Origin of the sequence: Rugamonas apoptosis (assembly GCF_014042355.1) — a bacterium.
GTDB lineage: Bacteria > Pseudomonadota > Gammaproteobacteria > Burkholderiales > Burkholderiaceae_D > Rugamonas > Rugamonas apoptosis.
The window spans coordinates 440,773-463,889 of record NZ_JACEZU010000002.1 but is presented as its reverse complement, the minus strand read 5'-3'; the positions used below and the strand labels follow the sequence as shown (position 1 = coordinate 463,889).

At 63.9% G+C, this 23,117-nt stretch carries 22 protein-coding genes and 1 pseudogene; 6 read left to right on the top strand and 17 right to left on the bottom strand.

The window, feature by feature from the left end; all coding sequences use genetic code 11:
• Positions 1-56 precede the first annotated feature (56 nt).
• Together H3H39_RS05805 and H3H39_RS05800 are read left to right on the top strand one after the other, a co-directional pair.
• Positions 57-524, top strand: coding sequence for an EVE domain-containing protein (locus H3H39_RS05805; RefSeq protein WP_182152393.1), 468 nt, complete (start codon positions 57-59; stop codon positions 522-524).
• Positions 524-1,327: a sulfite exporter TauE/SafE family protein gene (locus H3H39_RS05800; RefSeq protein ID WP_182152392.1), complete on the top strand. Its 804-nt coding sequence runs from the start codon at positions 524-526 to the stop codon at positions 1,325-1,327. The genes H3H39_RS05805 and H3H39_RS05800 overlap by 1 nt, the downstream gene beginning before the upstream one ends.
• Before the next feature lie 28 nt (positions 1,328-1,355).
• Here the strand turns inward: H3H39_RS05800 and lgt are convergent, their stop codons facing one another.
• Together lgt and H3H39_RS05790 are read right to left on the bottom strand one after the other, a co-directional pair.
• Positions 1,356-2,219: a prolipoprotein diacylglyceryl transferase gene (gene lgt / locus H3H39_RS05795; RefSeq protein WP_182152391.1), complete on the bottom strand. Its 864-nt coding sequence runs from the start codon at positions 2,217-2,219 to the stop codon at positions 1,356-1,358.
• Positions 2,213-3,115 carry a LysR family transcriptional regulator gene (locus H3H39_RS05790; protein WP_182152390.1) on the bottom strand — a complete coding sequence of 301 codons (903 nt, stop codon included), beginning with the start codon at positions 3,113-3,115 and terminating at the stop codon, positions 2,213-2,215. Before H3H39_RS05790 ends, lgt begins: the two co-directional genes overlap by 7 nt.
• A 164-nt stretch (positions 3,116-3,279) precedes the next feature.
• On the opposite strand from H3H39_RS05790, the gene ilvD reads away from it, so the two are divergent.
• Positions 3,280-5,142 (top strand): dihydroxy-acid dehydratase, encoded by a 1,863-nt coding sequence (ilvD, locus tag H3H39_RS05785; protein WP_182152389.1) that lies wholly within the window; start codon positions 3,280-3,282, stop codon positions 5,140-5,142.
• Here the strand turns inward: ilvD and H3H39_RS27770 are convergent.
• From H3H39_RS27770 to H3H39_RS05770, 3 genes and pseudogenes are all read right to left on the bottom strand, one after another.
• Positions 5,132-5,773, bottom strand: a pseudogene (locus H3H39_RS27770) (methyl-accepting chemotaxis protein); the annotation flags it as partial. The gene ilvD and the pseudogene H3H39_RS27770 sit on opposite strands and share 11 nt — an antisense overlap.
• Complete coding sequence (locus H3H39_RS28325; RefSeq protein WP_375540406.1) at positions 5,680-6,285, bottom strand: Tar ligand binding domain-containing protein; 606 nt, start codon at positions 6,283-6,285, stop codon at positions 5,680-5,682. The pseudogene H3H39_RS27770 and the gene H3H39_RS28325, both read right to left, overlap by 94 nt.
• A 174-nt stretch (positions 6,286-6,459) precedes the next feature.
• A complete protein-coding gene (locus H3H39_RS05770) occupies positions 6,460-6,687 on the bottom strand; it encodes a TIGR04438 family Trp-rich protein (RefSeq protein WP_182152386.1) in 228 nt (75 codons plus the stop codon).
• Between the two features lie 167 nt (positions 6,688-6,854).
• Between H3H39_RS05770 and H3H39_RS05765 the strand changes: the two genes are divergently transcribed.
• Entirely contained in the window at positions 6,855-7,172 is a 318-nt protein-coding gene (locus H3H39_RS05765; protein WP_182152385.1) for a c-type cytochrome, read from the top strand.
• 126 nt (positions 7,173-7,298) lie between these two features.
• On the opposite strand, the gene H3H39_RS05760 is transcribed toward H3H39_RS05765, so the two are convergent.
• The 12 genes from H3H39_RS05760 to H3H39_RS05705 all read right to left on the bottom strand — a co-directional run bounded on the left by H3H39_RS05760 (position 7,299) and on the right by H3H39_RS05705 (position 18,347).
• Positions 7,299-8,441, bottom strand: a complete 1,143-nt coding sequence (locus H3H39_RS05760; RefSeq protein WP_182152384.1) for a branched-chain amino acid ABC transporter substrate-binding protein — start codon at positions 8,439-8,441, stop codon at positions 7,299-7,301.
• 220 nt (positions 8,442-8,661) lie between these two features.
• A complete protein-coding gene (locus H3H39_RS05755; protein ID WP_182152383.1) occupies positions 8,662-9,042 on the bottom strand; it encodes a DUF2486 family protein in 381 nt (126 codons plus the stop codon).
• On the bottom strand, positions 9,039-9,464 hold the full coding sequence (locus tag H3H39_RS05750; RefSeq protein WP_182152382.1) for a DNA polymerase III subunit chi: 426 nt from the start codon (positions 9,462-9,464) through the stop codon (positions 9,039-9,041). Before H3H39_RS05750 ends, H3H39_RS05755 begins: the two co-directional genes overlap by 4 nt.
• Positions 9,465-9,533: 69 nt before the next feature.
• Positions 9,534-10,202: a glutaredoxin family protein gene (locus H3H39_RS05745; RefSeq protein WP_229217881.1), complete on the bottom strand. Its 669-nt coding sequence runs from the start codon at positions 10,200-10,202 to the stop codon at positions 9,534-9,536.
• Positions 10,203-10,229: 27 nt separating this feature from the next.
• Positions 10,230-12,314 (bottom strand): M3 family metallopeptidase, encoded by a 2,085-nt coding sequence (locus H3H39_RS05740; RefSeq protein WP_182152381.1) that lies wholly within the window; start codon positions 12,312-12,314, stop codon positions 10,230-10,232.
• Between the two features lie 140 nt (positions 12,315-12,454).
• Complete coding sequence (gene folD, locus H3H39_RS05735) at positions 12,455-13,300, bottom strand: bifunctional methylenetetrahydrofolate dehydrogenase/methenyltetrahydrofolate cyclohydrolase FolD (RefSeq protein ID WP_182152380.1); 846 nt, start codon at positions 13,298-13,300, stop codon at positions 12,455-12,457.
• Between the two features lie 316 nt (positions 13,301-13,616).
• Positions 13,617-14,477: a TIGR02285 family protein gene (locus tag H3H39_RS05730; RefSeq protein WP_255462412.1), complete on the bottom strand. Its 861-nt coding sequence runs from the start codon at positions 14,475-14,477 to the stop codon at positions 13,617-13,619.
• 255 nt (positions 14,478-14,732) lie between these two features.
• On the bottom strand, positions 14,733-15,356 hold the full coding sequence (locus H3H39_RS05725) for a glutathione S-transferase family protein (protein WP_182152376.1): 624 nt from the start codon (positions 15,354-15,356) through the stop codon (positions 14,733-14,735).
• A 234-nt stretch (positions 15,357-15,590) separates the two neighbouring features.
• Positions 15,591-17,363: an arsenical pump-driving ATPase gene (gene arsA / locus H3H39_RS05720; RefSeq protein WP_182152375.1), complete on the bottom strand. Its 1,773-nt coding sequence runs from the start codon at positions 17,361-17,363 to the stop codon at positions 15,591-15,593.
• 15 nt (positions 17,364-17,378) lie between these two features.
• Positions 17,379-17,738: an arsenite efflux transporter metallochaperone ArsD gene (arsD, locus tag H3H39_RS05715; protein WP_182152373.1), complete on the bottom strand. Its 360-nt coding sequence runs from the start codon at positions 17,736-17,738 to the stop codon at positions 17,379-17,381.
• A gap of 34 nt (positions 17,739-17,772) precedes the next feature.
• Complete coding sequence (locus tag H3H39_RS05710) at positions 17,773-17,973, bottom strand: arsenate reductase/protein-tyrosine-phosphatase family protein (protein ID WP_182152372.1); 201 nt, start codon at positions 17,971-17,973, stop codon at positions 17,773-17,775.
• A complete protein-coding gene (locus tag H3H39_RS05705; RefSeq protein ID WP_182152370.1) occupies positions 17,970-18,347 on the bottom strand; it encodes an ArsR/SmtB family transcription factor in 378 nt (125 codons plus the stop codon). The genes H3H39_RS05710 and H3H39_RS05705 overlap by 4 nt, the downstream gene beginning before the upstream one ends.
• Positions 18,348-18,748: 401 nt before the next feature.
• Here H3H39_RS05705 and aceE point away from each other — a divergent pair, with 401 nt between their 5' ends.
• Positions 18,749-21,445, top strand: coding sequence for a pyruvate dehydrogenase (acetyl-transferring), homodimeric type (gene aceE / locus H3H39_RS05700; RefSeq protein ID WP_182152369.1), 2,697 nt, complete (start codon positions 18,749-18,751; stop codon positions 21,443-21,445).
• Between the two features lie 21 nt (positions 21,446-21,466).
• Positions 21,467-23,113, top strand: coding sequence for a dihydrolipoyllysine-residue acetyltransferase (aceF, locus tag H3H39_RS05695; RefSeq protein ID WP_182152368.1), 1,647 nt, complete (start codon positions 21,467-21,469; stop codon positions 23,111-23,113).
• The last annotated feature ends 4 nt before the right edge of the window (positions 23,114-23,117 follow it).

The following is a 23,117-nucleotide window of genomic DNA, read 5'->3' as shown; positions in this document are numbered from 1 at the left end:
GCATGTCGTGTGCGCAGCCGCTTTTTTACGTCCGTACGTTTTGAGAGGAAGCTCCGATGGCATACTGGTTGATGAAATCCGAACCGGACGAAGTCAGTATCGATGACGTGCTGGCCGCGCCCGCGCACACGGTGGCGTGGTTCGGCGTGCGCAACTACCAGGCGCGCAACTTCATGCGCGACGCCATGCGACCCGGCGATGGGGTGCTGTTCTACCATTCCAGCTGCCCGCAGCCGGGCATCGCCGGCCTGGCAGAAGTGGTGGGCACGCCCTATCCGGACGCCACCCAGTTCGACCCGCACAGCAAATACCACGATCCCAAGGCCACGCCGGAACAGCCGCGCTGGATTTCCATCGACGTGCGCGCCACGAAGAAAACCCGCTTGCTGGCGCTGGCCGAGTTGCGCACCATCCCCGCGCTGGAAGACATGGTGCTGCTGCAGAAGGGCAGCCGCTTGTCCATCACGCCCGTCACGCCGGGCCAGTGGAAGACCATCGTCGCGCTGCTGGACAAGGAAGCCTGATGGATGGGACTTTGATCGCGGCCTTGCTGGCCATGGGCGCCTTTGGCGGCTTTTGCGCCGGCCTGCTGGGCATTGGTGGCGGCATGATCCTGGTGCCCTTCATTACCATGATCTTCAGCGCCAAGGGCTTCCCGCCCGAGGTGATCGTGCACATGGCGATCGCCACCTCGTTAGGCACCATATTGTTTACTTCGTTATCGTCGGTGCGCGCCCATCACCTGCACGGGGCCGTGCGCTGGCCCATCGTGGCCTTGCTGGCGCCGGGCATCCTGGTCGGCTCGTGGGTGGGGCCGTGGATAGGCAAGCAGTTGCCGTCGCCCACGCTGGCGCTGGTGTTCGCCCTCTTCATTTCGTTCTCGGCCACGCAGATGCTGTTCAACCGCAAACCGGCCGCCGGCCGCGAACTGCCCGGCAGCGCCGGCATGTTCGCGGCCGGCGGGGTGATCGGCGTGCTGGCCGGCCTGCTGGGCGCGGGCGGCGGCTTCATCTCCGTGCCGTTCATGAGCTGGTGTAACGTGAAGATCCATAACGCCGTGGCCACCAGCGCCGCGCTGGGCTTCCCCATCGCGCTGGCGGGTACGCTGTCGAATATCTATTTCGGCTGGAATGTGGCGGGGCTGCCCCAGTATTCGCTGGGCTTCATCTACCTGCCCGCGCTGGCCGTGATCGCGACGGCCAGCGTGACGCTCGCGCCGCTGGGCGCGCGCACGGCGCACCGCTTGCCGGTGCAGTCGCTCAAGAAGGTGTTCGCGGCCGTGCTGTACTGCCTGGCCGCTTACATGCTGTGGAAGGCTTTGCGCTGACGTTTGCGCTGAAGGTTGGGCTGATCTGTCAGGCCGGCTTGCGGGCCGCGGGCGTGGCGCCCATCACCACGTTGCGCTTGTAGGACCACATCAGGATCAGCAGCGCGCCGATGATCATCGGCAGCGACAGCATCTGGCCCGAGGTGATGGGGATGCCGCCCCAGTTCACTTCCCAGTCCGGCGTGCGGAAGTATTCAGTGAAGAAGCGCGCGCAGCCGTACAGCAGGGTGTACATGGCGCCCACCGCCAGTTGCGGCCGGGCCTTGCGCGCGTACGGCCACAGGATGGCGAACACGAGGATACCGTCGATCAGCATCTGGTACAGCGGCGACGGGTGGCGCAAGCCTTGCAGGAACACGGGATTGGGCAGCAGCGGGTAGCTGGTGTCCGGCCACATCATGGCCCATGGCAGCGACGGATCGGCCACCACGCGGCCCGGCAGTTCGGCGTTGATGAAGTTACCCAGGCGGCCAGCCGCGTAACCAAGCGGCACCATCGGCGCGATGAAGTCATACACGTCCATCAGGTTGCGGCCGGCCTTGCGCGACCACAGCCACATGGCCACCATCACACCGAGGAAGCCGCCATGGAACGACATCCCGCCATGCCACACTTCCAGGATCTCGATCGGATTGGCGAAGAAGAAGGCGGGCCGGTAGAACAGCACCTCGCCCAGGCGCCCGCCCAGCACCACGCCCAGCATGCCGTAGAACAGCATGTCGTCCAGGTCTTCGTTTTTCCAGCCCAGCGCGGCGATGTGCGGCTGCTTGATGCGCAGCCGGCCCAGCGCGATGAACAGCGCGAACGCCAGCACGTACATCAGGCCATACCAGTGGACGGCGACCGGGCCGAGATGAACGGCGACCGGATCGGGCATAGGGTGTATCAGCATGGTGTGTTCTTTCGTAGTAAATCCAAAAAGCCTTGCAGCACGGGCGACACGTGGTCGCGGCGCCAGGCCAGTCCCGTTTCGACCAGCGGCGTGGGGTCGCGCAGCGAGCGGTATTCTACCCCGGGCCGCATCAGGTTAGACACCGATTGCGGCACCAGCGCCAGACCCATGCCGGCCGATACCAGGCTGACGATGGTCTGCATCTGGATCGCCTGCTGGCCGATCTCGGGCGTGATGCCGGCCGCGCCGAACACGGACAGCACGGCGTCGTACAGGGCCGGCGCGATGGCGCGCGGGAAGATGATGAGCGGCAGCGGCGGCAGCTCGGCCAGCGCCACCGGGCCGGGATGTTTGAGCGCATCCAGCCCGGCCGGCGCGGCCAGGATCAAGGGTTCGTTCAGCACCGGCAGGTAATCGAGTTCGGCCCGGCTTTTGTCGGGCAGGGGCGGGATCAGCAGGCCGGCGTCGATGCGGCCGTGCAGCAGGTCGTCCAGTTGCAGGTCGGAAGTCGCTTCCTGCAGGTTGATCTGCACTTGCGGATAGGCGGCCCGGTAGGCGCGCAAAAATGGCGGCAGCACGCTATAGTCGGCCGACGAGACGAAGGCCAGCGACAGCCGTCCCACCTCGCCGGCGGCGGCCCGCTGCACGAGATCAGGCAGTTGCTGGGCCTGGGCCAGCATGCGGCGCGCCTCGGGCAGCAGGGCGGCGCCGGCTGCCGTCAGCGTCACGCCGCGGCGGTTGCGCTCGAACAGGGGCGCGCCCAGCAATTCTTCCAGCGCCAGGATGGTTTGCGACAGCGGCGGCTGGGTCATGTGCAGGCGCAGCGCCGCCTTGCCGAAGTGCAGTTCCTCGGCCACGGTGACGAAATAGCGTAGTTGCCGCAATTCCAGGCTCATTGATATGCGTTTCTAAGTGTTTTAGACGGTTCGATATGTTTTTCGACTCACAGACAGGTGCATCATATATTTGACAGGCCCCCCGGCGCAAGGCACCCTACGTTACTACGCTGGGCTTAGAGAGCCCTTAGCAACTGCAATTGAATTCACTCAGGAGATCCATCATGCCGCAATACCGCTCACGCACCACCACCCACGGACGTAACATGGCAGGCGCGCGCGCCCTGTGGCGCGCCACCGGCATGAAGGATGGCGATTTCGACAAGCCGATCGTCGCCGTGGTGAACTCCTTCACGCAGTTCGTGCCCGGCCACGTGCACCTGAAGGACCTGGGCCAACTGGTGGCGCGCGAAATCGAAGCGGCCGGCGGCGTGGCCAAGGAATTCAACACCATCGCCGTGGACGACGGCATCGCCATGGGCCACGGCGGCATGCTGTACTCGCTGCCCTCGCGCGACCTGATCGCCGACTCGGTCGAATACATGGTCAACGCCCACTGCGCCGACGCCATGGTGTGCATCTCCAACTGCGACAAGATCACCCCCGGCATGCTGATGGCCGCCATGCGGTTGAATATCCCGGTGGTGTTCATCTCCGGCGGCCCGATGGAAGCGGGCAAGGTACTGAAAGTGGTGGACGGTGCGCAGAAAGTCATCAAGCTGGACCTGGTGGACGCCATGATCAAGGCCGGCGACAGCACCGTCAGCGACGCCGACGTGGCCGAGATCGAACGTTCCGCCTGCCCCACCTGCGGTTCCTGCTCCGGCATGTTCACCGCCAACTCGATGAACTGCCTGACCGAGGCGCTGGGCCTGGCCCTGCCCGGTAACGGCACCATCGTCGCCACCCACGGCGACCGCAAGCAACTGTTCCTGCGCGCCGGCCGTTTGATCGTCGAATTGGCCAAGCGCTACTACGAGCAGGACGACGCCTCCGTGCTGCCACGCTCGATCGCCACCAAGGCCGCGTTCGAAAACGCGATGGCGCTGGACGTCTCCATGGGCGGCTCCACCAACACCGTGCTGCACCTGCTGGCTGCCGCGCATGAAGCGGGCGTGGCGTTCGACATGGCTGACATCGACCGCATTTCGCGCAAAGTGCCTTGCCTGTGCAAAGTGGCGCCGATGACGGACAAATTCCATATCGAAGACGTGCACCGCGCCGGCGGCATCGTCTCCATCCTGGGCGAACTGGCGCGCGCCGGCCTGCTCGACACGTCGCTGCCGACCATCCACGCGCCGACCATGGGCGACTCCATCGCCCGCAACGACATCAAGGTCAGCGACGACCCGGCCGTGCGGGAGCTGTTCCGCGCCGCCCCGGGTGGCGTGCCGACCCAGGTCGCGTTCTCGCAATCGGAACGCTACGCCACGCTGGACACGGACCGCGCCACCGGCTGCATCCGCGACAAGGCGCACGCCTACTCGCAGGACGGCGGCCTGGCCGTGTTGTACGGTAACCTGGCGGAAAACGGCTGCATCGTGAAGACGGCCGGCGTGGACGAAAGCATTCTGGTATTCAGCGGCAAGGCGCGCGTGTTCGAAAGCCAGGACGCGGCGGTGGAAGCCATCCTGGGCGACACCGTGCATGAAGGCGACGTCGTCATCATCCGCTACGAAGGTCCGAAGGGCGGCCCCGGCATGCAGGAAATGCTGTACCCGACCTCGTACATCAAGTCCAAGGGCCTGGGCAAGGCGTGCGCACTGTTCACGGATGGCCGTTTTTCGGGCGGTTCGTCGGGCCTGGTGATCGGCCATGCTTCGCCGGAAGCGGCTGAAGGCGGCGCCATCGGCCTGGTGGAAGAGGGCGACATGATCGACATCGACATCCCGGCCCGCAAAATCAACCTGCGCATCAGCGATGCCGACCTGGCCGCGCGCCGCGCGGCCATGGAAGCCAAGGGTGACAAGGCATGGCAGCCGGTCAACCGTGACCGTTATGTGTCGCAAGCGCTGCAAGCCTACGCCGCGCTGACCACCTCCGCTGATCGCGGCGCGGTGCGCGACCTGTCGCAGCTCAAGCGTTAAGAAGCACCGGCGCCTGGCTCCGCGCGGCGGCGCCAGGCTGCAGCCGGAACACGGCCACGGCTTGCACCAGCTCCGCCGCCTGGCCGTTCAAGGCCGACGCGGCGGCCGCCATTTCCTCCACCAGCGCCGCGTTTTGCTGGGTGTTTTCATCCATTTGCGTGACGGCCTCGCCCACCTGGGTGACGCCGGCGCTCTGTTCGGCACTGGCCGAACTGATCTCGGCCATGATGTCCGTCACCCGCTGGATCGCGGTGACCACTTCCTCCATGGTGCTGCCGGCCTGATCGACCAGGCTGGTGCCTTGCTCGACCCGCTCCACGCTGGCATTGATCAATTCCTTGATTTCCTTGGCCGCTTCGGCGCTGCGTCCGGCCAGGTTGCGCACCTCGGTGGCGACGACGGCGAAGCCACGGCCTTGTTCGCCCGCGCGCGCCGCCTCCACTGCCGCGTTGAGCGCCAGGATGTTGGTCTGGAATGCGATGCCGTCGATCACGCTGATGATGTCCGAAATCTGCCGGCTCGACTCGCTGATGCCTTTCATGGTGTCGACCACTTGCGACACCACCTGGCCGCCCTGGATCGCCACGCCCGAGGCGGCCTGGGCCAGCACATTGGCCTGGCGCGCGTTGTTTCATCTTTCCCTTCCAGTACAATCTTGGTGGTCAGGTCGCCGGCCGCGACGGCGTCCGTGGTGTGCATGGCCATCGACAGGGAACGGGTGATGCCGCGCACGATGGTCCAGCCGAACAGGGCGGCGAGCGCCAGGCCCAGCATCATGGCCGTGAGCGACACGCTGCGCACGGTGGTATAGCGGTCCTGGGCGGCGTTGTATTCCTCTTTCCCGACGGTGAGCTGGAGGTCGGTCAGGTCGACGATGTTCTTGCACACATCCGCATAGGTGGCGGCGTCCTTCTCGACCAGGATGGCGCGCAGCGTCTCCAGGTTGTTGGTCCGCATCGCCGCCATGGCGGGCTTGACCACGCCGTCCAGGTAGCGCGCGCGCGCCTCCTGGAAAGCCTTGGCGATTCCCGCTTCCCGCGCCGTCAGCGTGGAGCCCATGAAGGCGTTCCATACCTTGGTGACCTGTTCCACATTCTTGTCGATGTTCTCAAGATTGGCTTTGGTCGCGTCCGGCGAGGCCATGGCCACGGCGTTATTCATGTCCAGCTGTGATGCAAGGGCGCCCATATGCTTCAGTGCCAAGTTGGTGGGGCGTGGCACTTCAGGCGGGCATTATAAAGCCACCTGGTTACCTTTGAAGTTGATCTAAGGCAACGAATAGGAATAATTTCGTTGCCAGTATGTAAGTGATGGAGCTTACTTCTTTTTTTTGTCGAAGCTCTGTTTGACGCGGTCCTTGCGGCGCTGCTCGTCGACGTTGTGCGCCTTGCGCTTGTCCAGACCCAGCATCGGTTCCAGGAATTCGAACCAGATGAAGGCGAACACCATCACGCCCACGATCCACCACCATGACAGTTGGGCGAAACGCCAGACTTCGAAATAACGCAGCCCGACCAGGGCGACGATCAGCAATATCAGTGGCATGGCGACTCCTCGTATTCCACCATCTTACAAAGAAACGGGCTTAACGGGGAGCAATTTTCATTCATGCGTCAACGGGTGTGGATTTGACTGCGTTGTATTCTCGTTCGCTGCCGTGCGCTAGCGCAAAACACGGTAGAATTGCCGCTGGTTTTACTATGGAGATAACGATGAAACGCACTTTGATGATGGTTGGTATGGTTGTGTCGGCTTTCGCTTCGCAAGCTGCGATGGCCGATGCCGGTATGGATTTGGCCAAGTCGAAAAACTGCCTGGCTTGCCACGCTGTCAGCAGCAAGCTGGTCGGCCCCGCCTACAAGGACGTGGCGGCGAAATACGCTGGCCAGAAGGATGCCGAAGCCAAACTGGTACAGAAAGTCTTGAAGGGCGGTTCGGGCACGTGGGGCGCGATCCCCATGCCAGCCAATCCACAGGTGACCGAGGCGGAAGCCCACACCCTGGTGAAGTGGGTGCTGGCGCAGAAATAATCTGCCCGGATCCAAATACGAACGCGCCGTTGACGGCGCGTTTTTTTTTGCCCCGCCGCACGGTGGCGGTGGCGGGGTGGTAGGCCGGGCTGGTAGCCCGGCCGTGAGTGGGTGCTTACTTGACGCTTATTTGACCACTTCCATCTTGGTCTTCTTGCCGTCCTTGTAGGTGAACAGGGTCAGCGCGCCGTCCTTGATGTCGCCTTTCGGGTCGAACGTGATCAGGCCCGTCACACCCTGGTACTTGACCTTGGCCAGGTACGGCAGGTACTTGGCCGGCTCGGCCGACTTGGCGTCCGCCATCGCGGTGGCCATGGTCATCACGGCGTCATACACATACGGCGCGTACAGTTGCACGTCCATGTTGAACTTCTGCTTGTAGCGGGCGCGGAAGTCGTCCATGCCTTTCTGCTGGTCGGCCGTCACGCCGCCCGCTTCGGCGCAGGTGACCTGGCCTTCGCCGATGCCGTCGCCAGCCAGGCGCGGCAGGGCTTCCGTGCACACGCCGTCGCCGGCCATGAACTTGGCCTTGATGCCCAGCGCCTTCATCTGGCGCAGCATGGGGCCGCCCACCGAGTCCATGCCGCCAAAGAACACCAGGTCTGGATTCTTGGACTTGATGCTGGTCAGGATGGCGTTGAAGTCGGTGGCGTTGGCGTTGGTGAATTCCTTGCCGACCACTTGCACACCCGGCAGGGCTTTCTTGGCGCCTTTGACGAATTCCTCGGCCACACCCTGGCCATAAGCCGTGCGGTCGTCGATGATGGCGATCTTCTTGGCGCCCAGTTTCTGCACCGCGTAGGCGCCCAGCGTGCCGCCCAGCTTGTTGTCGTTGGCGACCACGCGGAAGGCCGTGTTGAAGTTCTGCCTGGTGTACTGCGGCGTGGTGGCGGCCGGCGAGATCTGCGGGATGCCGGCGTCGAAGTAAATCTTGGAGGCAGGCACGGTGGTGCCCGAGTTCAGGTGGCCGATCACGCCATTGACTTTGGCGTCGACCAGTTTCTGCGCCACGGCCGTGCCCTGTTTCGGATCGGCGCCGTCATCTTCCGGCACCAGCACCCATTTGACGGCTTTGCCGTTGATCTTCATGCCCTTGGCATTCAGGTCGTCGATCGCCATCTTGGCCGCGTTCTCGTTGTCCTTGCCCAAGTGGGCGGAGGCGCCCGACACGGGGCCCACGTGGCCGATCTTGACCACTTCTTGCGCGCCGGCGCTGCCTGCGAATGCGAGGGCGATGGCGAGTGGAATGAACTTAGTCTTGAGCAGCATAAACATTCTCCAATGGATAGAACATGGCGGCGCCACAGTGAAGCTGGGCGGAAATTTGTACAAGGCCAGAAGGTACAACAAATTATCTGGTTAGCAAAGAGTGATTTGCCAAGGTTGTTCATTTGGTGCGGCAACCTGGCCAGATAACGTCGTGCGGGAGCACATGGTGCACCGCGCCAGCGGGGCGGCGCGGAGGGGGCGGGGCAGTCTGTTTGTGCGCTTATTTGCGCGCTTGCAGGTGGGTTAATTCCTGGCTCACGGCGCGGGCCACGATTTTCTCGATCGTGTCCTGCAGGCCGTGGCGGATCTCGCCCGTCAAGTCGCGCAGCGCATGGCTCAGCACTTCGGCCATGCTGTCCTTGATGCGTTGCTCCAGCACGAAATCGACCCGGGTTTGCAGTTGCTGCAGGATGCGGGTGGACAGGCGCCGTTCCAGCAAGTCCCACTCCTGCTCGCTCCAGCCGGCCAGCGCCTGCGCTTCCAGTTGGGCGCCCAGGTCGGCGTGCGGCAAGGCCGCGCCGTTGGCGGCTGGGGCCGGATCGTCGCGCAACACTTCGGTCAGGACGGGGATGCTGGCGTCAAATGGTTGGGCTGGAGTCATGACTTGTTGGCGACAAAGTGGGTGAGGGGATGTTGTTGCTGCTTGTAGGCCACGTAGCGCTGGCGGCCGGCGGCCGCGTCGGCCTCATCGGACGACACCACTTCGATCACGCGCCGGAAGCTGTCCACTCCGGCCGGAACGCGGCGCGACAGGTTCACCAGCAAGTCGTGGTGGGGCAGTTCGGCGCTGTCGCTGTCGGCCAGGATGATGGGGGTGGCGGACGCCAGCGCATCGCCGGCGGGCACGTGCGGCAGGAAGTCGGTGGCCGAAAATGTCCACATCATGGCGTCAAGTTCCGCCAGCTGCGCCGCATCGTCCGTCATCAGCACGATGCGGTTGCCGGCCGTGTAAGCCTTGCGGACCAGCCGGCAGGCGTAGGCGAGCTTGTCGGGAACGTTGGTGTGGAAGTCGATGCGGGTCATATTCAAGTGCTCTGGGGGCCGGGACGGAATGGAAGACGGGATGGCAAACGGGATTGTATAGGCCCCACGCTAAAACTGAAAATCAGGTGTTGCATTGAGCGGCGGCAATTTCTTCAGCCTTGCCGCCTCGTCGGCCGCCGCCTTGGCCGCCACGGCTGCCTGTTCCCCGGCGCTGGACTGGGGGGGCGGCGCGGCCGGCACGGGGGCCGGCTGGCGGTAGCCGGACGGCAGCAGATTGTCCATCGGATAGCCGGCATCGCTGAGCAGCACATCCCAGCTGTTCTGTTCGTAGCCTATCTGTTTGGTGCGGCCCACCAGCAACAGCGGCAACTGGCCGTTGCTGCCGGCTTGCTTCAGGGCCGCGTGGTCCTCCGCCGTGTTGACGGTTTTTTCCGTGTAGGGAATGCCGCGCGCCCGCAGCATGACGCGGGCCTGGTCGCAGATATCGCACGGACTGGTGCTGTACAGGGTGACGGGACGGTAGCGCATCGCAGTGGCCAGTTGCGCCGGCAGTTCCACCTGCGGCCCGGACGTGAACGATTTGATCTCCACCCTGGTGTTGAGCGGGGCGCTGGGCGGCGGTGGCGCGTCGCTGTAGTGGGTGACGCCACTGCCATCCACCCATTTGTACATTTGCGCGGCGGCCGGGCCGGCGGAGAGCAGCAAAGACATGGCCACCACGCCGGCCAGCGGCCAGGCCAGTCGAGAGGCCAACGGCGTGGCCGGTGTGGGTGTCATGATGCGCTCCTTATGCGGGTTGAACGGTCAGGCCGCCATGCCACTGTGGCGCAGCAGCGCGTCGATGCTGGGCTCGCGGCCACGGAAGGCCGTGAACGATTCCAGCGCCGGACGCGAACCGCCCACGGCCAGGATCTCTTGCTGGAAGCGCTTGCCCGTTTCCGAGGCCAGGTCGGCGCCGCCCAGCGCCTTGGCTTCTTCGAAGGCGGCGTAGGCGTCGGCCGACAATACTTCGGCCCACTTATAGCTGTAGTAGCCGGCCGCGTAGCCGCCCGCGAAGATGTGGCCGAACGCATTCTGGAAGCGGTTGAAGGCGGGCGGAATGATGACGGCGAACTGGCGCCGCACCTCGTCGATCAGCTGCTGCACGGACTGGGCGCCGTTCGGATCGTAGTCATAGTGCAGGTGCATGTCGAGCAGCGAGAATTCCACCTGGCGCAGCGTCTGCAGGCCGGACTGGAAGTTCTTGGCGGCCAGCATCTTGTCGTACAGCGCGCGCGGCAGCGGCGCGCCCGTCTGCGCATGGGCCGTCATGTGTTCCAGCACTTCCCATTCCCAGCAGAAGTTTTCCATGAACTGGGACGGCAGTTCCACCGCGTCCCACTCCACGCCTGAAATGCCGGACACGCCGATCTCGTCCACCTGGGTCAGCATGTGGTGCAGGCCGTGGCCGAATTCATGGAACAGCGTGATCACTTCATCGTGCGTGAACAGCGAAGGCTGCGGCTTGCCGTCCACCACGGCCGGTGCCGTGAAGTTGCAGGTCAGGTAGGCCACCGGCGTCTGCACGGCGCCGCCGCTTTCGATGCGGCGGCCGCGCGCGTCGTCCATCCAGGCGCCGCCGCTCTTGCCGGCGCGCGCATACAGGTCCAGGTAGAACTGGCCCACCAGCTTGCCATGGCGCTCAATGCAGAAGAAGCGCACGTCCGGGTGCCAGGTGGTGGCCGTGTCCGGCAGGATGCTGACGGTGAACAGGTTCTGCACCAGGCGGAACAGGCCATCGATCACTTTATGTTCGGGGAAGTACTGCTTCACTTCCTGGGCCGAGAACGCGTAGCGGCGCTCCTGCAGTTTTTCCGACGCGTACGGCAAGTCCCAGGCGGCCAGTTCGTTCAGGCCCAGCTCATCCTTGGCGAACTGGCGCAGTTCGGCCAGGTCCTGTTCTGCGAACGGACGGGCACGCTTGGCCAGGTCTTGCAGGAAGGCGATCACCTGTTCCGGGCTTTGCGCCATTTTCGGCACCAGCGACACTTCCGCGAAGCTGCGGTAGCCCAGCAGCCTGGCTTCCTCGTCGCGCAGCTTGAGCAGGGTGACGATGTTGGCCGTGTTGTCCCACTTGTCGCGCTCGCTGAACATGCTGCCCTCGGCGGACGCCTTGGTGGCGTTGGCGCGGTACACGGTTTCGCGCAATTCGCGTTTGTCGGCGAATTGCAGGATCGGGAAGTAGGATGGGAAGTGCAGCGAGAACGCGTAGCCGGCCTTGCCATCCTTTTCGGCGGCGGCGCGGGCGGCCTGCTTGACGTCGTCCGGCACGCCGGACAGGTCGGCCTCGTCGGTTACCAGCAGCTTGTAGTCGTTGGTGGCGTCGAGCACGTTTTCCGAGAAGCGGGTGGATACGGCCGCGTGTTCTTCCTGGATGGCGGCGAAACGTTCCTTCTGGTCGGCCGGCAGTTCGGCGCCGCCCATGCGGAAATCGCGCACGGCGTTATCGATGATGCGCTGGCGGGCCGGCGCCAGCGAGGCGAATTCGGCGCTGGCGCGCAGCGCCTTGTATTTGCCGAACAGCGCTTCGTTCTGGGCCAGCGCGGTCCAGAACTCGGTCACCTTGGGCTGGTTTTCGTTGTAGGTGGCGCGCAGTTCGGGCGTGTCGACCACGTTGTTCAGGTGGCTGACGATGCCCCACGCGCGGCCCAGCAATTCGGTGGCGTTCTCCAGCGGCGCCACGAAGCTGTCCCAGCGCACGGCGCCGGCGTCCGCTTCCAGTTGGGCCACCACGGCGCGGCTGCGTTCCAGCAACGAGTCGATGGCGGGTGTGACGTGCTCGGGTTTGATCGCATCGAAGCGCGGCAGGCCGCTAAAGTCCAGCAGGGGATTGAGGGCGTCGGTCGTCATATCGGTTCCAAGTTGGTCGTTCGGCGTCGTCCCCGCCGTGGACGGGGCTCCATGCCCAGCCCGCCTCATGGCAAGGCGGGTTGGGCATGGATTCCCGCCGGCGACAGCAGCGGCGGGAACCACGAATTACTCAGCCGCGCTTACAGGCGCTCGGCCGCTTCCACCGTGTTCATCAGCAGCATGGTGATGGTCATCGGACCCACCCCGCCCGGCACGGGCGTGATGTGCGAGGCCACTTCCTTGACACCGGCGAAATCGACGTCGCCGCACAGCTTGCCCGCGTCGTCGCGGTTCATGCCCACGTCGATCACGATGGCGCCCGGCTTGACCATGTCGGCCGTCAGCGTGTTGCGGCGGCCCACGGCGGCCACCACCACGTCGGCCTGGCGGGTATGCAGGCCCAGGTCCGGCGTTGCGCTATGGCAGATGGTGACGGTGGCGTTGGCTTGCAAGAGCAGCAGGCCCATCGGTTTGCCGACCGTGTTGCTGCGGCCGATCACGACGGCGTGCTTGCCGCGCAGGTCGACGCCGGTCGATTCGATCAGCTTCATGCAGCCGTACGGGGTGCAGGGGCGGAAGCCTGGCAGGCCCGTCATCAGTTCACCGGCGCTGAGCACGGAATAGCCGTCCACGTCCTTGGTGGTGGAGATGGCTTCGATCACCTTGTGCGGGTTGATGTGCTTGGGCAGCGGCATTTGCACCAGGATGCCGTGGATGGCCGGGTCGGCGTTCAGTTTGGCGATGCGGGCCAGCAGGGCCGTCTCGGACAGCTCGGCCTCGTATTTTTCCAGCACCGAGTGGAAGCCCACGTCGCCGCAAGCCTTGACCTTGTTGCGTACGTAGACCTGGCTGGCCGGATCTTCACCGACCAGGATCACGGCCAGGCCGGGTTGCTTGCCCTTGGCGGTGAGCGCGGCGGCGCGCGCGGCTATTTCACCGCGCAGTTTTTGGGAGAGGGCGATTCCATCGATCAGTTGAGCAGGCATGATTTTGGCAGTTGGAGGGAAAAACAAGATTATAAAGCCGGGCGGGGGCGGGCGACGAATCCTCGCGGTTTGGAGGACAACCGAAAGCGGCGATAGCGCCGGCCCAGCAAAGGCGAATTCGGCATCTTGAGATGAGGATCGAGCCCTTCTGTAGAACATGGAGAAACTGAAAGGAGGTAATAAAATGCGAGAACAGCACCTGCAATGCCGGGCGCGTAGCCTGTACTCTGGTGCGCGGCCAGACTCTGTTTTTTGCAGGTTGGAGGAGGTTCGGCAATGGCGGGTGGATGGCTGGATGATTATCGATTGATAACAGTCAGTGATTCGACCCTTGATTTTTGCTTCGACTTTTATAGAACTGGTCAAATTTCGCGGCATAGCGCGCTTTGGTGCCCGGCAAGAGCCAGCGCTCAAATTGATCGCGGTAGCGCGCATTCTGTGCGAGCTGGCTTACGATATGGTCGATTCGCTCTATCATCTTTTGTCCCCACAAGGTACGGGGGCAGGCAAAACTGCCAACTAAGGGCGTATTGGCGACATCGATAGGTAAGGTCGTGAGCACATCCAGCGCGGCCGCGTCTTTCATCTGGTAGGCCAGGATGAAATCGTAATCCAGCGTGTAGTCGGCCCGGCCCGCCGCGATCATCTTGAAGAGGTTGGCGCCTAGCACCTTGCTGCCGCTGAAAGTGAGATTCTCGCCATGCGGGGTGCCGGCGAGCGCGGCATCCAATTCCGTGCCGTAGGCGCGCCCGGAGACCAGGACGCCATTGATATCGCGCCTGGAAATCAAGGCGGCGAACTGGACTTCCCCGTTGGCGTTCATCGGCACTTGTTCGAGGCGGTCCTTGCGCACGATCAGCTGGATGGGCGGAAGGATAAAAACATCGCTCAGGTACGCCTGTCTGGCCCGTTGCGGCGTGTGCAAGGCACTGGTGTAGCAAGCCTCCGTGCCGGCATCGATGGAAGTCCAGATGCGGCTGGTGTTGGCGATGCGGAATTGATGGGTAATTTTCTCCGGCCAAGCCGCCATTACTCCGTGCAACACCAGATCCACCGCGCCGCTACCAGGCTCGCCATTTTCTGGAATGGAATAGGGCGGGAAATCGGTCAGCCACCAACTCATGCTCTCGGCTCTGACGCTATGGCAGAGCAGGCCAAACACCAGACTACACAGCATCGCTTTTGGGCGGCTTGGCGTTTTCATAGGCAAAAAGTCACGAGAGCGGGTTGGCAGGCGCCGTTTATTGTAATGCGTGAAGGATAGCCTGGGTAGAAGAATTCGGCTCAGGCAGAAGTGCGGCGCTGGCCGCTCTCAAGGACTGTAAGCCCTCACGCTGCATGGCCATGACGGCCTGGCGCTGCCCCTTGGAGGCGTACGCCAGCGCGTTGCGAAGCCCGTGCATCCGCAACGCTGTTTCCATTGCTCTGGCGCTTATAGGTTGCCTGCTTCAGTCTTTTTCCAGGAATCGAGCGCCTGTATACGGCTGAGCCATCGCAGGAGGTTAGGCCGGTCATCCATCGGAAGTTTGGCGCTATGCTGGTCGGCTAGCGGCGCGGCGATCGCGAAATCAGCGAGCGACACACCGGTGTCGCACATCCACTCACGATGCTCAAGGTGTGCATCGAGTATCTTCGCTGCCTCGACGAAGAGGTTCTCGCCACGGCTAACCTCAGCGGGGTCCGCAGGGCCGATACCGATCATTTTCTTGATTGAGTTTTCCCAATTCAGGATAGCCACACCCGGCATGAAATGCTGCCCGCACCAGAACAGCCAACGATTGACGTCAGCGCGAGACCGTGGATCGAGGGGGTAAATCGTCTGATCCGGCACCGTGTCGGCCAGGTACTGCATGATTGCGTACGATTCCCAGAGTACAAAACCGTCATGCTCCAGTACCGGAACCCGATGATTCGGATTGAGTTGCAAAAATTCCAGAGCATTTTGCTGCCCCTTGGTGAGATCGACCAACACGAGATCGAGTTGGATCCCGAGACTGTGGGCTGTCATCAGGACGCGGCGCGAGCACGTCGAGATGGGATGGTAGTAAAGACGCATGGTTCAAGCTCCTTGGCTAGTGATCAATGTTGTCATTATCCTACCGCCTACTGTCAGAAAGTGTCAGTAGTGATCCACGCACGCGAGGCCGGTAGCCATGCTGTCCATTACGCTGTCGCGAAATAATCCGTGCGCCGCCGAACAGGCTGATCGCGGCGGCCACGGCGCGCCGCGCCGCATGGGCGCGCGCGGCCTGGGTTGACAGGAAAGGGATGGGGGCGCTTGCGGGCCGGCTCAGGGTTCGCCGTGCGCAAGGTGGGCCAGCTCGCGCAGGCGCTCCACGCCTACGGGCTCCTGTTGCAGCAGCGGCACCACCGCATAGCGCCGGGCGTGCCGCGTGGCCACGGCGTCGATTTCCCGCAGCTCGTTGTGGGCCCGCTGGCGCAGCAGCGCCGAGCTTGGGCGGCTGGCCGCCACGCTGCTGTTGATCACCCACGCCCACGGTTCGATGCCGGCCCGGCGCAAGTCCGCTTGCAGGTTGGCCGCTTCCAGCACCGGCGTCGTTTCGGCCAGCGTGACCAGCAACACCTTGGTTTGCTTCGGGTCTTGCAGTTGCATCATCGGGGTCGTGTAGTGCAGGCCCGTGGTGCCCATCTGGCGCGTCACTTCGCGGTGATAGGCGCCGGTGGCGTCCAGCAACAGCAGCGTGTGTCCGGTGGGGGCCGTATCCATCACCACGAACTGCTTGCCCGCTTCCCGGATGACGCGCGAGAAGGCTTGAAACACGGCGACTTCCTCGGTGCAGGGCGAGCGCAGATCCTCCTCCAGCAGTGCGCGTCCTGCCGCGTCGAGCCGGGCGCCCTTGGTATCGAGCACGTGCTGGCGGTAGCGTTCCGTTTCCGCGTGCGGGTCGATGCGGCTGACCGTCAGGTGCGGCAGCGTACCCTCCAGCGTTTCAGTCAGATGCGCGGCCGGATCGGAGGTGGTCAGATGCACGGGCAGGCCGCGTTGCGCCAGTTCCACGGCGACGGCAGCGGCCAGGGTGGTCTTGCCCACCCCACCTTTGCCCATGAGCATGACCAGGCCATGGCCGTCGGCGGCGATGTCGTCGACCAGCGCGGCCAGGCTGGGGACGTCGAGCCGGGCGGGCAGGTCGATGGTGTTGGATGGCGCCACCGCAGCAGTGTCGTCCAGCAAATGACGCAGCGCGTCCAGTCCCACCAGATTGTAGGGTTTCAGGCTGATCCGGTCTTGCGGCAATGCCGTGAGCACCGCCGGCATGGCGCCGAGCGCGGCGTGCTCGCGTTGGGCGATCGCTGCCGCCAGGGCGTCCTGCTGCGCCTCGCCGGCTGGCAGCACGCCATTGATGACGAGATACTGTTGCGACAACCCGATGGCGGCCAGCTCCTCGTGGGTGCGGGCCACTTCCCGCAGGGTGGCCCGCTGCGCGCGCGCCACCAGCACCAGGCGGGTCCGCCGCGGATCGGCCAAGGCGTCCACGGCGGCCTTGTATTGCGTGCGTTGCTTGTCCAGTCCCGCCAGCGGTCCCAGGCAGGACGCGTCGCCCTTGCCTTGTTCAAGAAAACCGCTCCAGGCGCCGGCCAGTTGCAGCAGGCGGATGGTGTGGCCGGTGGGGGCGGTGTCGAAAATGATGTGGGCGTAGTTCGCCGTCAAGGCCGTATCGGTCAGCAGCGCCGTGAATTCATCGAAGGCCGCGATTTCGGTGGTGCAGGCGCCGGAAAGCTGTTCTTCTATCCCCCGGACGACGGCATCGGGCAAAACGCCGCGCACCGGGCCGACGATGCGGTCACGATAAGCCTGGGCGGCCGCCAGCGGGTCGATCTCCAGCGCCGACAGCCCGGGCACGGAGGGGATCGCCGTGATGTGATTGCCGATGTCGATACCGAACACTTGCCCCACGTTCGAGGCGGGGTCGGAGCTGACGAGCAGCACCTGCTTGCCCTCGGCGGCCAGTTGCACTGCCGTGGCGCAGGCGATCGACGTCTTGCCGACGCCGCCCTTGCCGGTGAAGAACAGATGGCGTGGTGGTTGCGCGAGAAAGTACATGGGCTGGCCCTCCGCTCAGCAGCAGCGGCCGCCGGAGCAGCAAGCCCCTTGGGCTGGCGCCGTTTCCGCGGTGGCGATGCCGGCCCAGCGGCCCAGTTCGGCCCGGTTGGGGTAGCGGCCCGCCAGGGCCACCTCGCCATCGACCAGGGTCAAGGGCAGCGCCTCCTGCCCGGAACGTTGCAGGAAGGCTTTGACGGTCGGGTTTTCCGCGAACGCGAGCGGTTGTTGCGCCAGGTTGTAGCGTTCAAGCTGCGCGCCGTTCTGTTTGGCCCAGTCCACGTCGGCGGCGAAGCTCACCAGCGCCTGGTCCACGTCGACGCCGCAGACGCCCGTGTTGCAGCACAGGGCAGGGTCAAAAATCTGAATGGTTGCCATGGTTAGTCCTTTCAAAAACGTGCAGGGGAACGCGTCATGCGGTCAACGCGCCGATACGGTCAAGCTCCGTCTTGAGCTTAGCCTTATCGTGCGCCAATTCATACAGCGGCAACGCAAGCCAGGCTTCGATACGCGCGCTCATGGCGCGCCACGTTGGCGGGGCAAGGCGGTTGAAGGTCGCTTCGCCCAGGATCGAGCGGCACGAATTGCCGGTGCAGAGAAACAGCACCTTCATGGTTCGGAACGCTTTCGGGTGGGAGGCAGTGGTGGCAGGACGGTGCTGGCGCAGCCGGACGCGGCGCGCATATCCGCGCATTGCTCGGGATGGCCGGCGCAGCACTCCTCGGTCAGGTAGGCGATCAGGTCCAGCATCAGCGGCATGTTGGCCCGGTAGCGCTGGAACCGTCCTTGCTGTTCGACCGTAAGCATGCCGGCCTGGGTCAGTGCCTTGAGGTGGAACGACAGGTTGGTTGGCGGGACGTCGAGCGTCGCGGCGATCTCGCCGGCCACCATGCCTTGCATCCCGTTGCGCACCAGCAGCCGGTACACATCCAGCCGGACGCCCGATGCCAGTGATTCAAAAATGGTGGTGGCGGTGTTCTTTTCCATACTCTGATAATACAACAATAGTTGAAGTGTTCAAATGATCTGTTATTGCACCTTTCCATGGGATGGCGCGCCGCCGCGCGCCATGTGGGCCAACTCCTCGCCGCCGCGTCTGTCAAGCGCCGCTCACTTGCCCGGCGTTGCTGCTGCATTTCCCCCGTGGCGGCAGGCTTTTCGCCTGTCCGCTCGTTCGATTTTTCCGGTTCTCGCATGCTGCATTGCAGCACCCGGTGTGGCAAAAAACGACAGGTCATTTCACATTATAAAAACTCATATCGCTATTTGAAAAAGCGTGGGAGTGCTGTTAGAATCACTCCACTAAATTGTCGTATTGGTAAATAATCAGCGTAGTACCGTCCGCCGGCGATCCCTGGATCAAGGCATTCACACAGGAGACTTAATACATGTCAGCTCAACTTGACCAGGTAACGGCGCTCGCCGCCATCGACCCTGATTCGCAAGAAACGAAAGAATGGCTTGATGCACTGGAAGCGGTGCTGGAACAAGAGGGGCCGGATCGCGCGCACTACCTGATGGAACGTCTGGTTGACTTGGCACGCCGCCGCGGCGCCCACATTCCGTTCTCCAGCAATACGGCGTACGTGAACACGATTCCGCAACACCAGGAAGCGCATTGCCCCGGCAACCTGGAGCTGGAAGAGCGCCTGCGCTCGTTCATGCGCTGGAACGCGATGGCGATGGTGGTCAAGGCCAACCGCGCCGACGGCGACCTGGGCGGCCACCTGTCGAGCTTCGCCTCGCTGGCCAATATGCTGGGCATCGGCTTCAACCACTTCTGGAAAGCCCCCAGCGACACCCACGGCGGCGACCTGCTGTACATCCAGGGCCACTCCTCGCCCGGCGTGTACGCGCGCGCGTTCCTGGAAGGCCGTTTGACGGAAGAGCAGCTGCTGAACTTCCGCCGCGAAGTGGATGGCAAGGGCCTGTCGTCGTATCCGCACCCGAAACTGATGCCGAAGTTCTGGCAGTTCCCCACCGTGTCCATGGGCCTGGGCCCGCTGATGGCGATCTACCAGGCGCGCTTCCTGAAGTACCTGCACGCCCGCTCCATCGCCGATACGGCCGAGCGTAAAGTGTGGGCCTTCTGCGGCGACGGCGAGATGGATGAACCGGAATCGATGGGCGCCATCGGCATGGCCGCGCGCGAACGCCTGGACAACCTGGTCATTGTCGTCAACTGCAACCTGCAGCGCCTGGACGGTCCGGTGCGCGGCAACGGCAAGATCATCCAGGAACTGGAAGCGGACTTCCGCGGCGCCGGCTGGAACGTCGTCAAGGTCATCTGGGGCCCGGGCTGGGACGACCTGCTGGCGCGCGACAAGGACGGTATCCTGCAGCGCGTGATGATGGAAACCGTCGACGGCGAATACCAGAACTACAAGGCCAAGGATGGCGCCTACGTGCGCAAGCACTTCTTCGGCAAGCATCCGAAGCTGCTGGAAATGGTCGCCAACATGACCGACGACGACATCTGGCGCCTGACCCGCGGCGGCCACGATCCGCACAAGATCTACGCCGCCTTCAAGGTCGCGCAGGAACACAAGGGTCAGCCGACCGTGCTGCTGGTGAAGACCGTCAAGGGCTTCGGCATGGGCAAGTCGGGCGAGGCGCGCAACACGGCGCACCAGACCAAGAAACTGGACGACGCGGCGATCCGCGAAATGCGCGACCGCTTCGCGCTGCCGATCCCGGACGACAAGCTGGCCGAGATCCCGTTCTTCAAGCCGGCCGACGATTCGCCGGAAATGAAATACCTGCACGAGCGCCGCGCCGCGCTGGGCGGCTACCTGCCGCAGCGCCGCGAGAAGGCCGAGGAGTCCTTGCCCGTGCCCGCGCTGTCGTCGTTCCAGAACGTGCTCGACGCGACCCCGGAAGGCCGCGAAATCTCGACCACGCAAGCTTACGTGCGCATCATCACCTCGCTGCTGAAAGACCCTAACCTGGGCCAGCGCGTGGTGCCTATCCTGGTCGACGAGTCCCGTACCTTCGGTATGGAAGGCCTGTTCCGCCAGATCGGTATCTTCAACCAGCAGGGCCAGTTGTACGAGCCGGTCGACAAGGACCAGGTGATGTACTACCGCGAGGACAAGGCTGGCCAGATCCTGCAAGAGGGTATCAACGAGGCGGGCGGCATGAGCTCGTGGATCGCGGCGGCCACGTCGTACTCCACCAACAACCGGGTGATGGTGCCGTTCTACACCTTCTACTCGATGTTCGGCATGCAGCGTATCGGCGACCTGGCCTGGGCGGCCGGCGACATGCGCGCCCGCGGCTTCCTGATGGCCGGTACCGCCGGCCGTACCACGCTGAACGGCGAAGGCTTGCAGCACGAGGATGGCCACAGCCACATCATCGCGGCCACCATCCCGAACTGCGTGCCGTACGATCCGACCTTCTCGCATGAAGTGGCGGTCATCATCCAGGACGGCCTGCGCCGCATGGTGGCGGAACAGGAAGACGTGTTCTACTACATCACCATCATGAACGAGAACTACGCGCATCCAGGCCTGAAGGCTGGCCAGGAAGCGGGCATCCTGAAAGGTATGTATTTGCTGCAGGAAGGCGACAAGAAAGCCAAGCAGCGCGTACAGCTGATCGGCTCGGGCACCATCCTGCGCGAATCGATCTTCGCCGCCGAACTGCTGAAGAACGACTGGAACGTCGCCGCCGACGTGTGGTCCGCGCCGTCGCTGACGCTGGTGGCCCGCGATGGCCAGGATTGCGAGCGTTGGAACCTGGTCAACCCAGGCAAGCAGCAGCGCGTGCCGTACGCCACCGAATGCCTGCAGGGCACCGATGGTCCGATCATCGCCACCACCGACTACATGCGCGCCTTCGCGGAACAGATCCGCGCCTTCGTGCCGAAGAACCGCACCTACCGCGTGCTGGGCACGGACGGTTTCGGCCGTTCCGACAGCCGCGCCAAGCTGCGCGAGTTCTTCGAGGTGAACCGTTACTACATCACGGTCGCCGCGCTGAAATCGCTGAGCGAAGAAGGCAAGATCGACGTGTCCGTGGTGGAGCAGGCGATCGCCAAGTACGGCATCGACGCCAACAAGCCAAATCCGGTGACCCAATAAATAGAATACGGAGCAAACGCTATGAGCATTGTGGAAGTTAAAGTCCCGGATATCGGTGATTTCAAGGAAGTCGAAGTCATTGAACTGATGGTCAAGGTGGGCGATACGATCAAGGTCGACCAGTCGCTGGTGACGGTGGAATCGGACAAGGCCAGCATGGAGATTCCATCCAGCCAGGCCGGCGTGGTCAAAGAGATCAAAATCAAGGTGGGCGACAAGGTGGCTGAAGGTTCGCTGCTGTTGCTGGTGGAGGCCGATGGCGCCGCCGCTGCCCCAGTGGCCGCCCCAGCCGCCGCAGCAGCGCCAGCCGCTGCTGCCGCTGCTGCGCCAGCCCCTGCGCCAGCCGCCGCTCCTGCGGCATCGGCCGGCCCGGTCGAAGTGAAGGTGCCGGATATCGGCGACTTCAAGGAAGTGGAAGTGATCGAGGTGATGGTCAAGGTCGGCGATACGGTCAAGGTCGACCAGTCGCTGATCACCGTGGAATCGGACAAGGCCAGCATGGAGATCCCGTCCAGCCACGCCGGCGTGGTCAAGGAGATCAAGGTCAAGGTGGGCGACAAGGTCGCTGAAGGTTCGCTGGTGCTGGTGGTTGAAGCGACCGGCGGCGCCGCGGTGGCGGCACCCGCCGCCGCCGCGCCAGCCGCTGCCGCGCCAGCCGCCGCCAGCGCGCCTGCGGCCGCTGCCCCTGCCGCCGCTGCGCCAGCCGCATCGGCCGGCTCGGTGGTGACTGGCAAGCTGTCGCACGCTTCGCCGTCGATCCGCAAGTTCGCCCGCGAACTGGGCGTGGACCTGGGCCTGGTGCCCGGCACCGGCCCCAAAGGCCGCATCACCCAGCTTGACGTGCAAGGCTACGTCAAGGGCGTGATGGCGGGCACCGTGGCCGCGCCAGCCGGCGCCGCCAAGCCCGCCGGCACCGGCGTGGGCCTGGACCTGCTGCCATGGCCGTCGCTGGACTTCAGCAAGTTCGGCGCCACCGAACTGCTGCCGCTGTCGCGCATCAAGAAGATCAGCGGCCCGAACCTGCACCGCAACTGGGTGATGATCCCGCACGTGACGCAGTTCGACGAAGCCGACGTGACCGACCTGGAAGCGTTCCGCGTCGAATCGAACGCCGCCAACGCCAAGAACAAGGACGCCGTCAAGCTGACCATGCTGGCCTTCGTGATCAAGGCCTCGGTCGCCGCGCTGAAGAAATTCCCGGCCTTTAACGCCTCGCTGGACGAGAAGGGCGAGAACCTGATCCTCAAGCAGTACTACAACATCGGCTTCGCGGCCGACACGCCGAACGGCCTGGTGGTCCCTGTGATCAAGGACGCCGACAAGAAAGGCGTGGCGCAGATCGCCAAGGAAATGGGCGAACTGTCCGCGCAGGCGCGCGAAGGCAAGCTCAAACCGACCGACATGCAGGGCGCCAGCTTCACCATTTCGTCGCTGGGCGGCATAGGCGGCACGCACTTCACGCCTATCGTGAACGCGCCGGAAGTGGCGATCCTGGGCCTGTCCAAGGCTTCGATCAAGCCGGTGTGGGATGGCAAGGCCTTCCAGCCGCGCCTGATGATGGGTACCTCGCTGTCCTACGATCACCGCGTGATCGACGGCGCCATGGGTGCGCGCTTCGCCGTGTACCTGGGCGATGTGCTGGCCGATATGCGCAAAATTCTGCTGTAAGGGG

Bases quoted from the DNA above. Each gene is read 5' to 3' on its own strand.
- H3H39_RS05805 (WP_182152393.1), top strand. From the start codon at position 57: ATGGCATACTGGTTGATGAAATCCGAACCGGACGAAGTCAGTATCGAT.
- H3H39_RS05800 (WP_182152392.1), top strand. From the start codon at position 524: ATGGATGGGACTTTGATCGCGGCCTTGCTGGCCATGGGCGCCTTTGGC.
- lgt (WP_182152391.1), bottom strand. From the start codon at position 2,219: ATGCTGATACACCCTATGCCCGATCCGGTCGCCGTTCATCTCGGCCCG.
- H3H39_RS05790 (WP_182152390.1), bottom strand. From the start codon at position 3,115: ATGAGCCTGGAATTGCGGCAACTACGCTATTTCGTCACCGTGGCCGAG.
- ilvD (WP_182152389.1), top strand. From the start codon at position 3,280: ATGCCGCAATACCGCTCACGCACCACCACCCACGGACGTAACATGGCA.
- H3H39_RS28325 (WP_375540406.1), bottom strand. From the start codon at position 6,285: ATGGCCTCGCCGGACGCGACCAAAGCCAATCTTGAGAACATCGACAAG.
- H3H39_RS05770 (WP_182152386.1), bottom strand. From the start codon at position 6,687: ATGCCACTGATATTGCTGATCGTCGCCCTGGTCGGGCTGCGTTATTTC.
- H3H39_RS05765 (WP_182152385.1), top strand. From the start codon at position 6,855: ATGAAACGCACTTTGATGATGGTTGGTATGGTTGTGTCGGCTTTCGCT.
- H3H39_RS05760 (WP_182152384.1), bottom strand. From the start codon at position 8,441: ATGCTGCTCAAGACTAAGTTCATTCCACTCGCCATCGCCCTCGCATTC.
- H3H39_RS05755 (WP_182152383.1), bottom strand. From the start codon at position 9,042: ATGACTCCAGCCCAACCATTTGACGCCAGCATCCCCGTCCTGACCGAA.
- H3H39_RS05750 (WP_182152382.1), bottom strand. From the start codon at position 9,464: ATGACCCGCATCGACTTCCACACCAACGTTCCCGACAAGCTCGCCTAC.
- H3H39_RS05745 (WP_229217881.1), bottom strand. From the start codon at position 10,202: ATGACACCCACACCGGCCACGCCGTTGGCCTCTCGACTGGCCTGGCCG.
- H3H39_RS05740 (WP_182152381.1), bottom strand. From the start codon at position 12,314: ATGACGACCGACGCCCTCAATCCCCTGCTGGACTTTAGCGGCCTGCCG.
- folD (WP_182152380.1), bottom strand. From the start codon at position 13,300: ATGCCTGCTCAACTGATCGATGGAATCGCCCTCTCCCAAAAACTGCGC.
- H3H39_RS05730 (WP_255462412.1), bottom strand. From the start codon at position 14,477: ATGCTGTGTAGTCTGGTGTTTGGCCTGCTCTGCCATAGCGTCAGAGCC.
- H3H39_RS05725 (WP_182152376.1), bottom strand. From the start codon at position 15,356: ATGCGTCTTTACTACCATCCCATCTCGACGTGCTCGCGCCGCGTCCTG.
- arsA (WP_182152375.1), bottom strand. From the start codon at position 17,363: ATGTACTTTCTCGCGCAACCACCACGCCATCTGTTCTTCACCGGCAAG.
- arsD (WP_182152373.1), bottom strand. From the start codon at position 17,738: ATGGCAACCATTCAGATTTTTGACCCTGCCCTGTGCTGCAACACGGGC.
- H3H39_RS05710 (WP_182152372.1), bottom strand. From the start codon at position 17,973: ATGAAGGTGCTGTTTCTCTGCACCGGCAATTCGTGCCGCTCGATCCTG.
- H3H39_RS05705 (WP_182152370.1), bottom strand. From the start codon at position 18,347: ATGGAAAAGAACACCGCCACCACCATTTTTGAATCACTGGCATCGGGC.
- aceE (WP_182152369.1), top strand. From the start codon at position 18,749: ATGTCAGCTCAACTTGACCAGGTAACGGCGCTCGCCGCCATCGACCCT.
- aceF (WP_182152368.1), top strand. From the start codon at position 21,467: ATGAGCATTGTGGAAGTTAAAGTCCCGGATATCGGTGATTTCAAGGAA.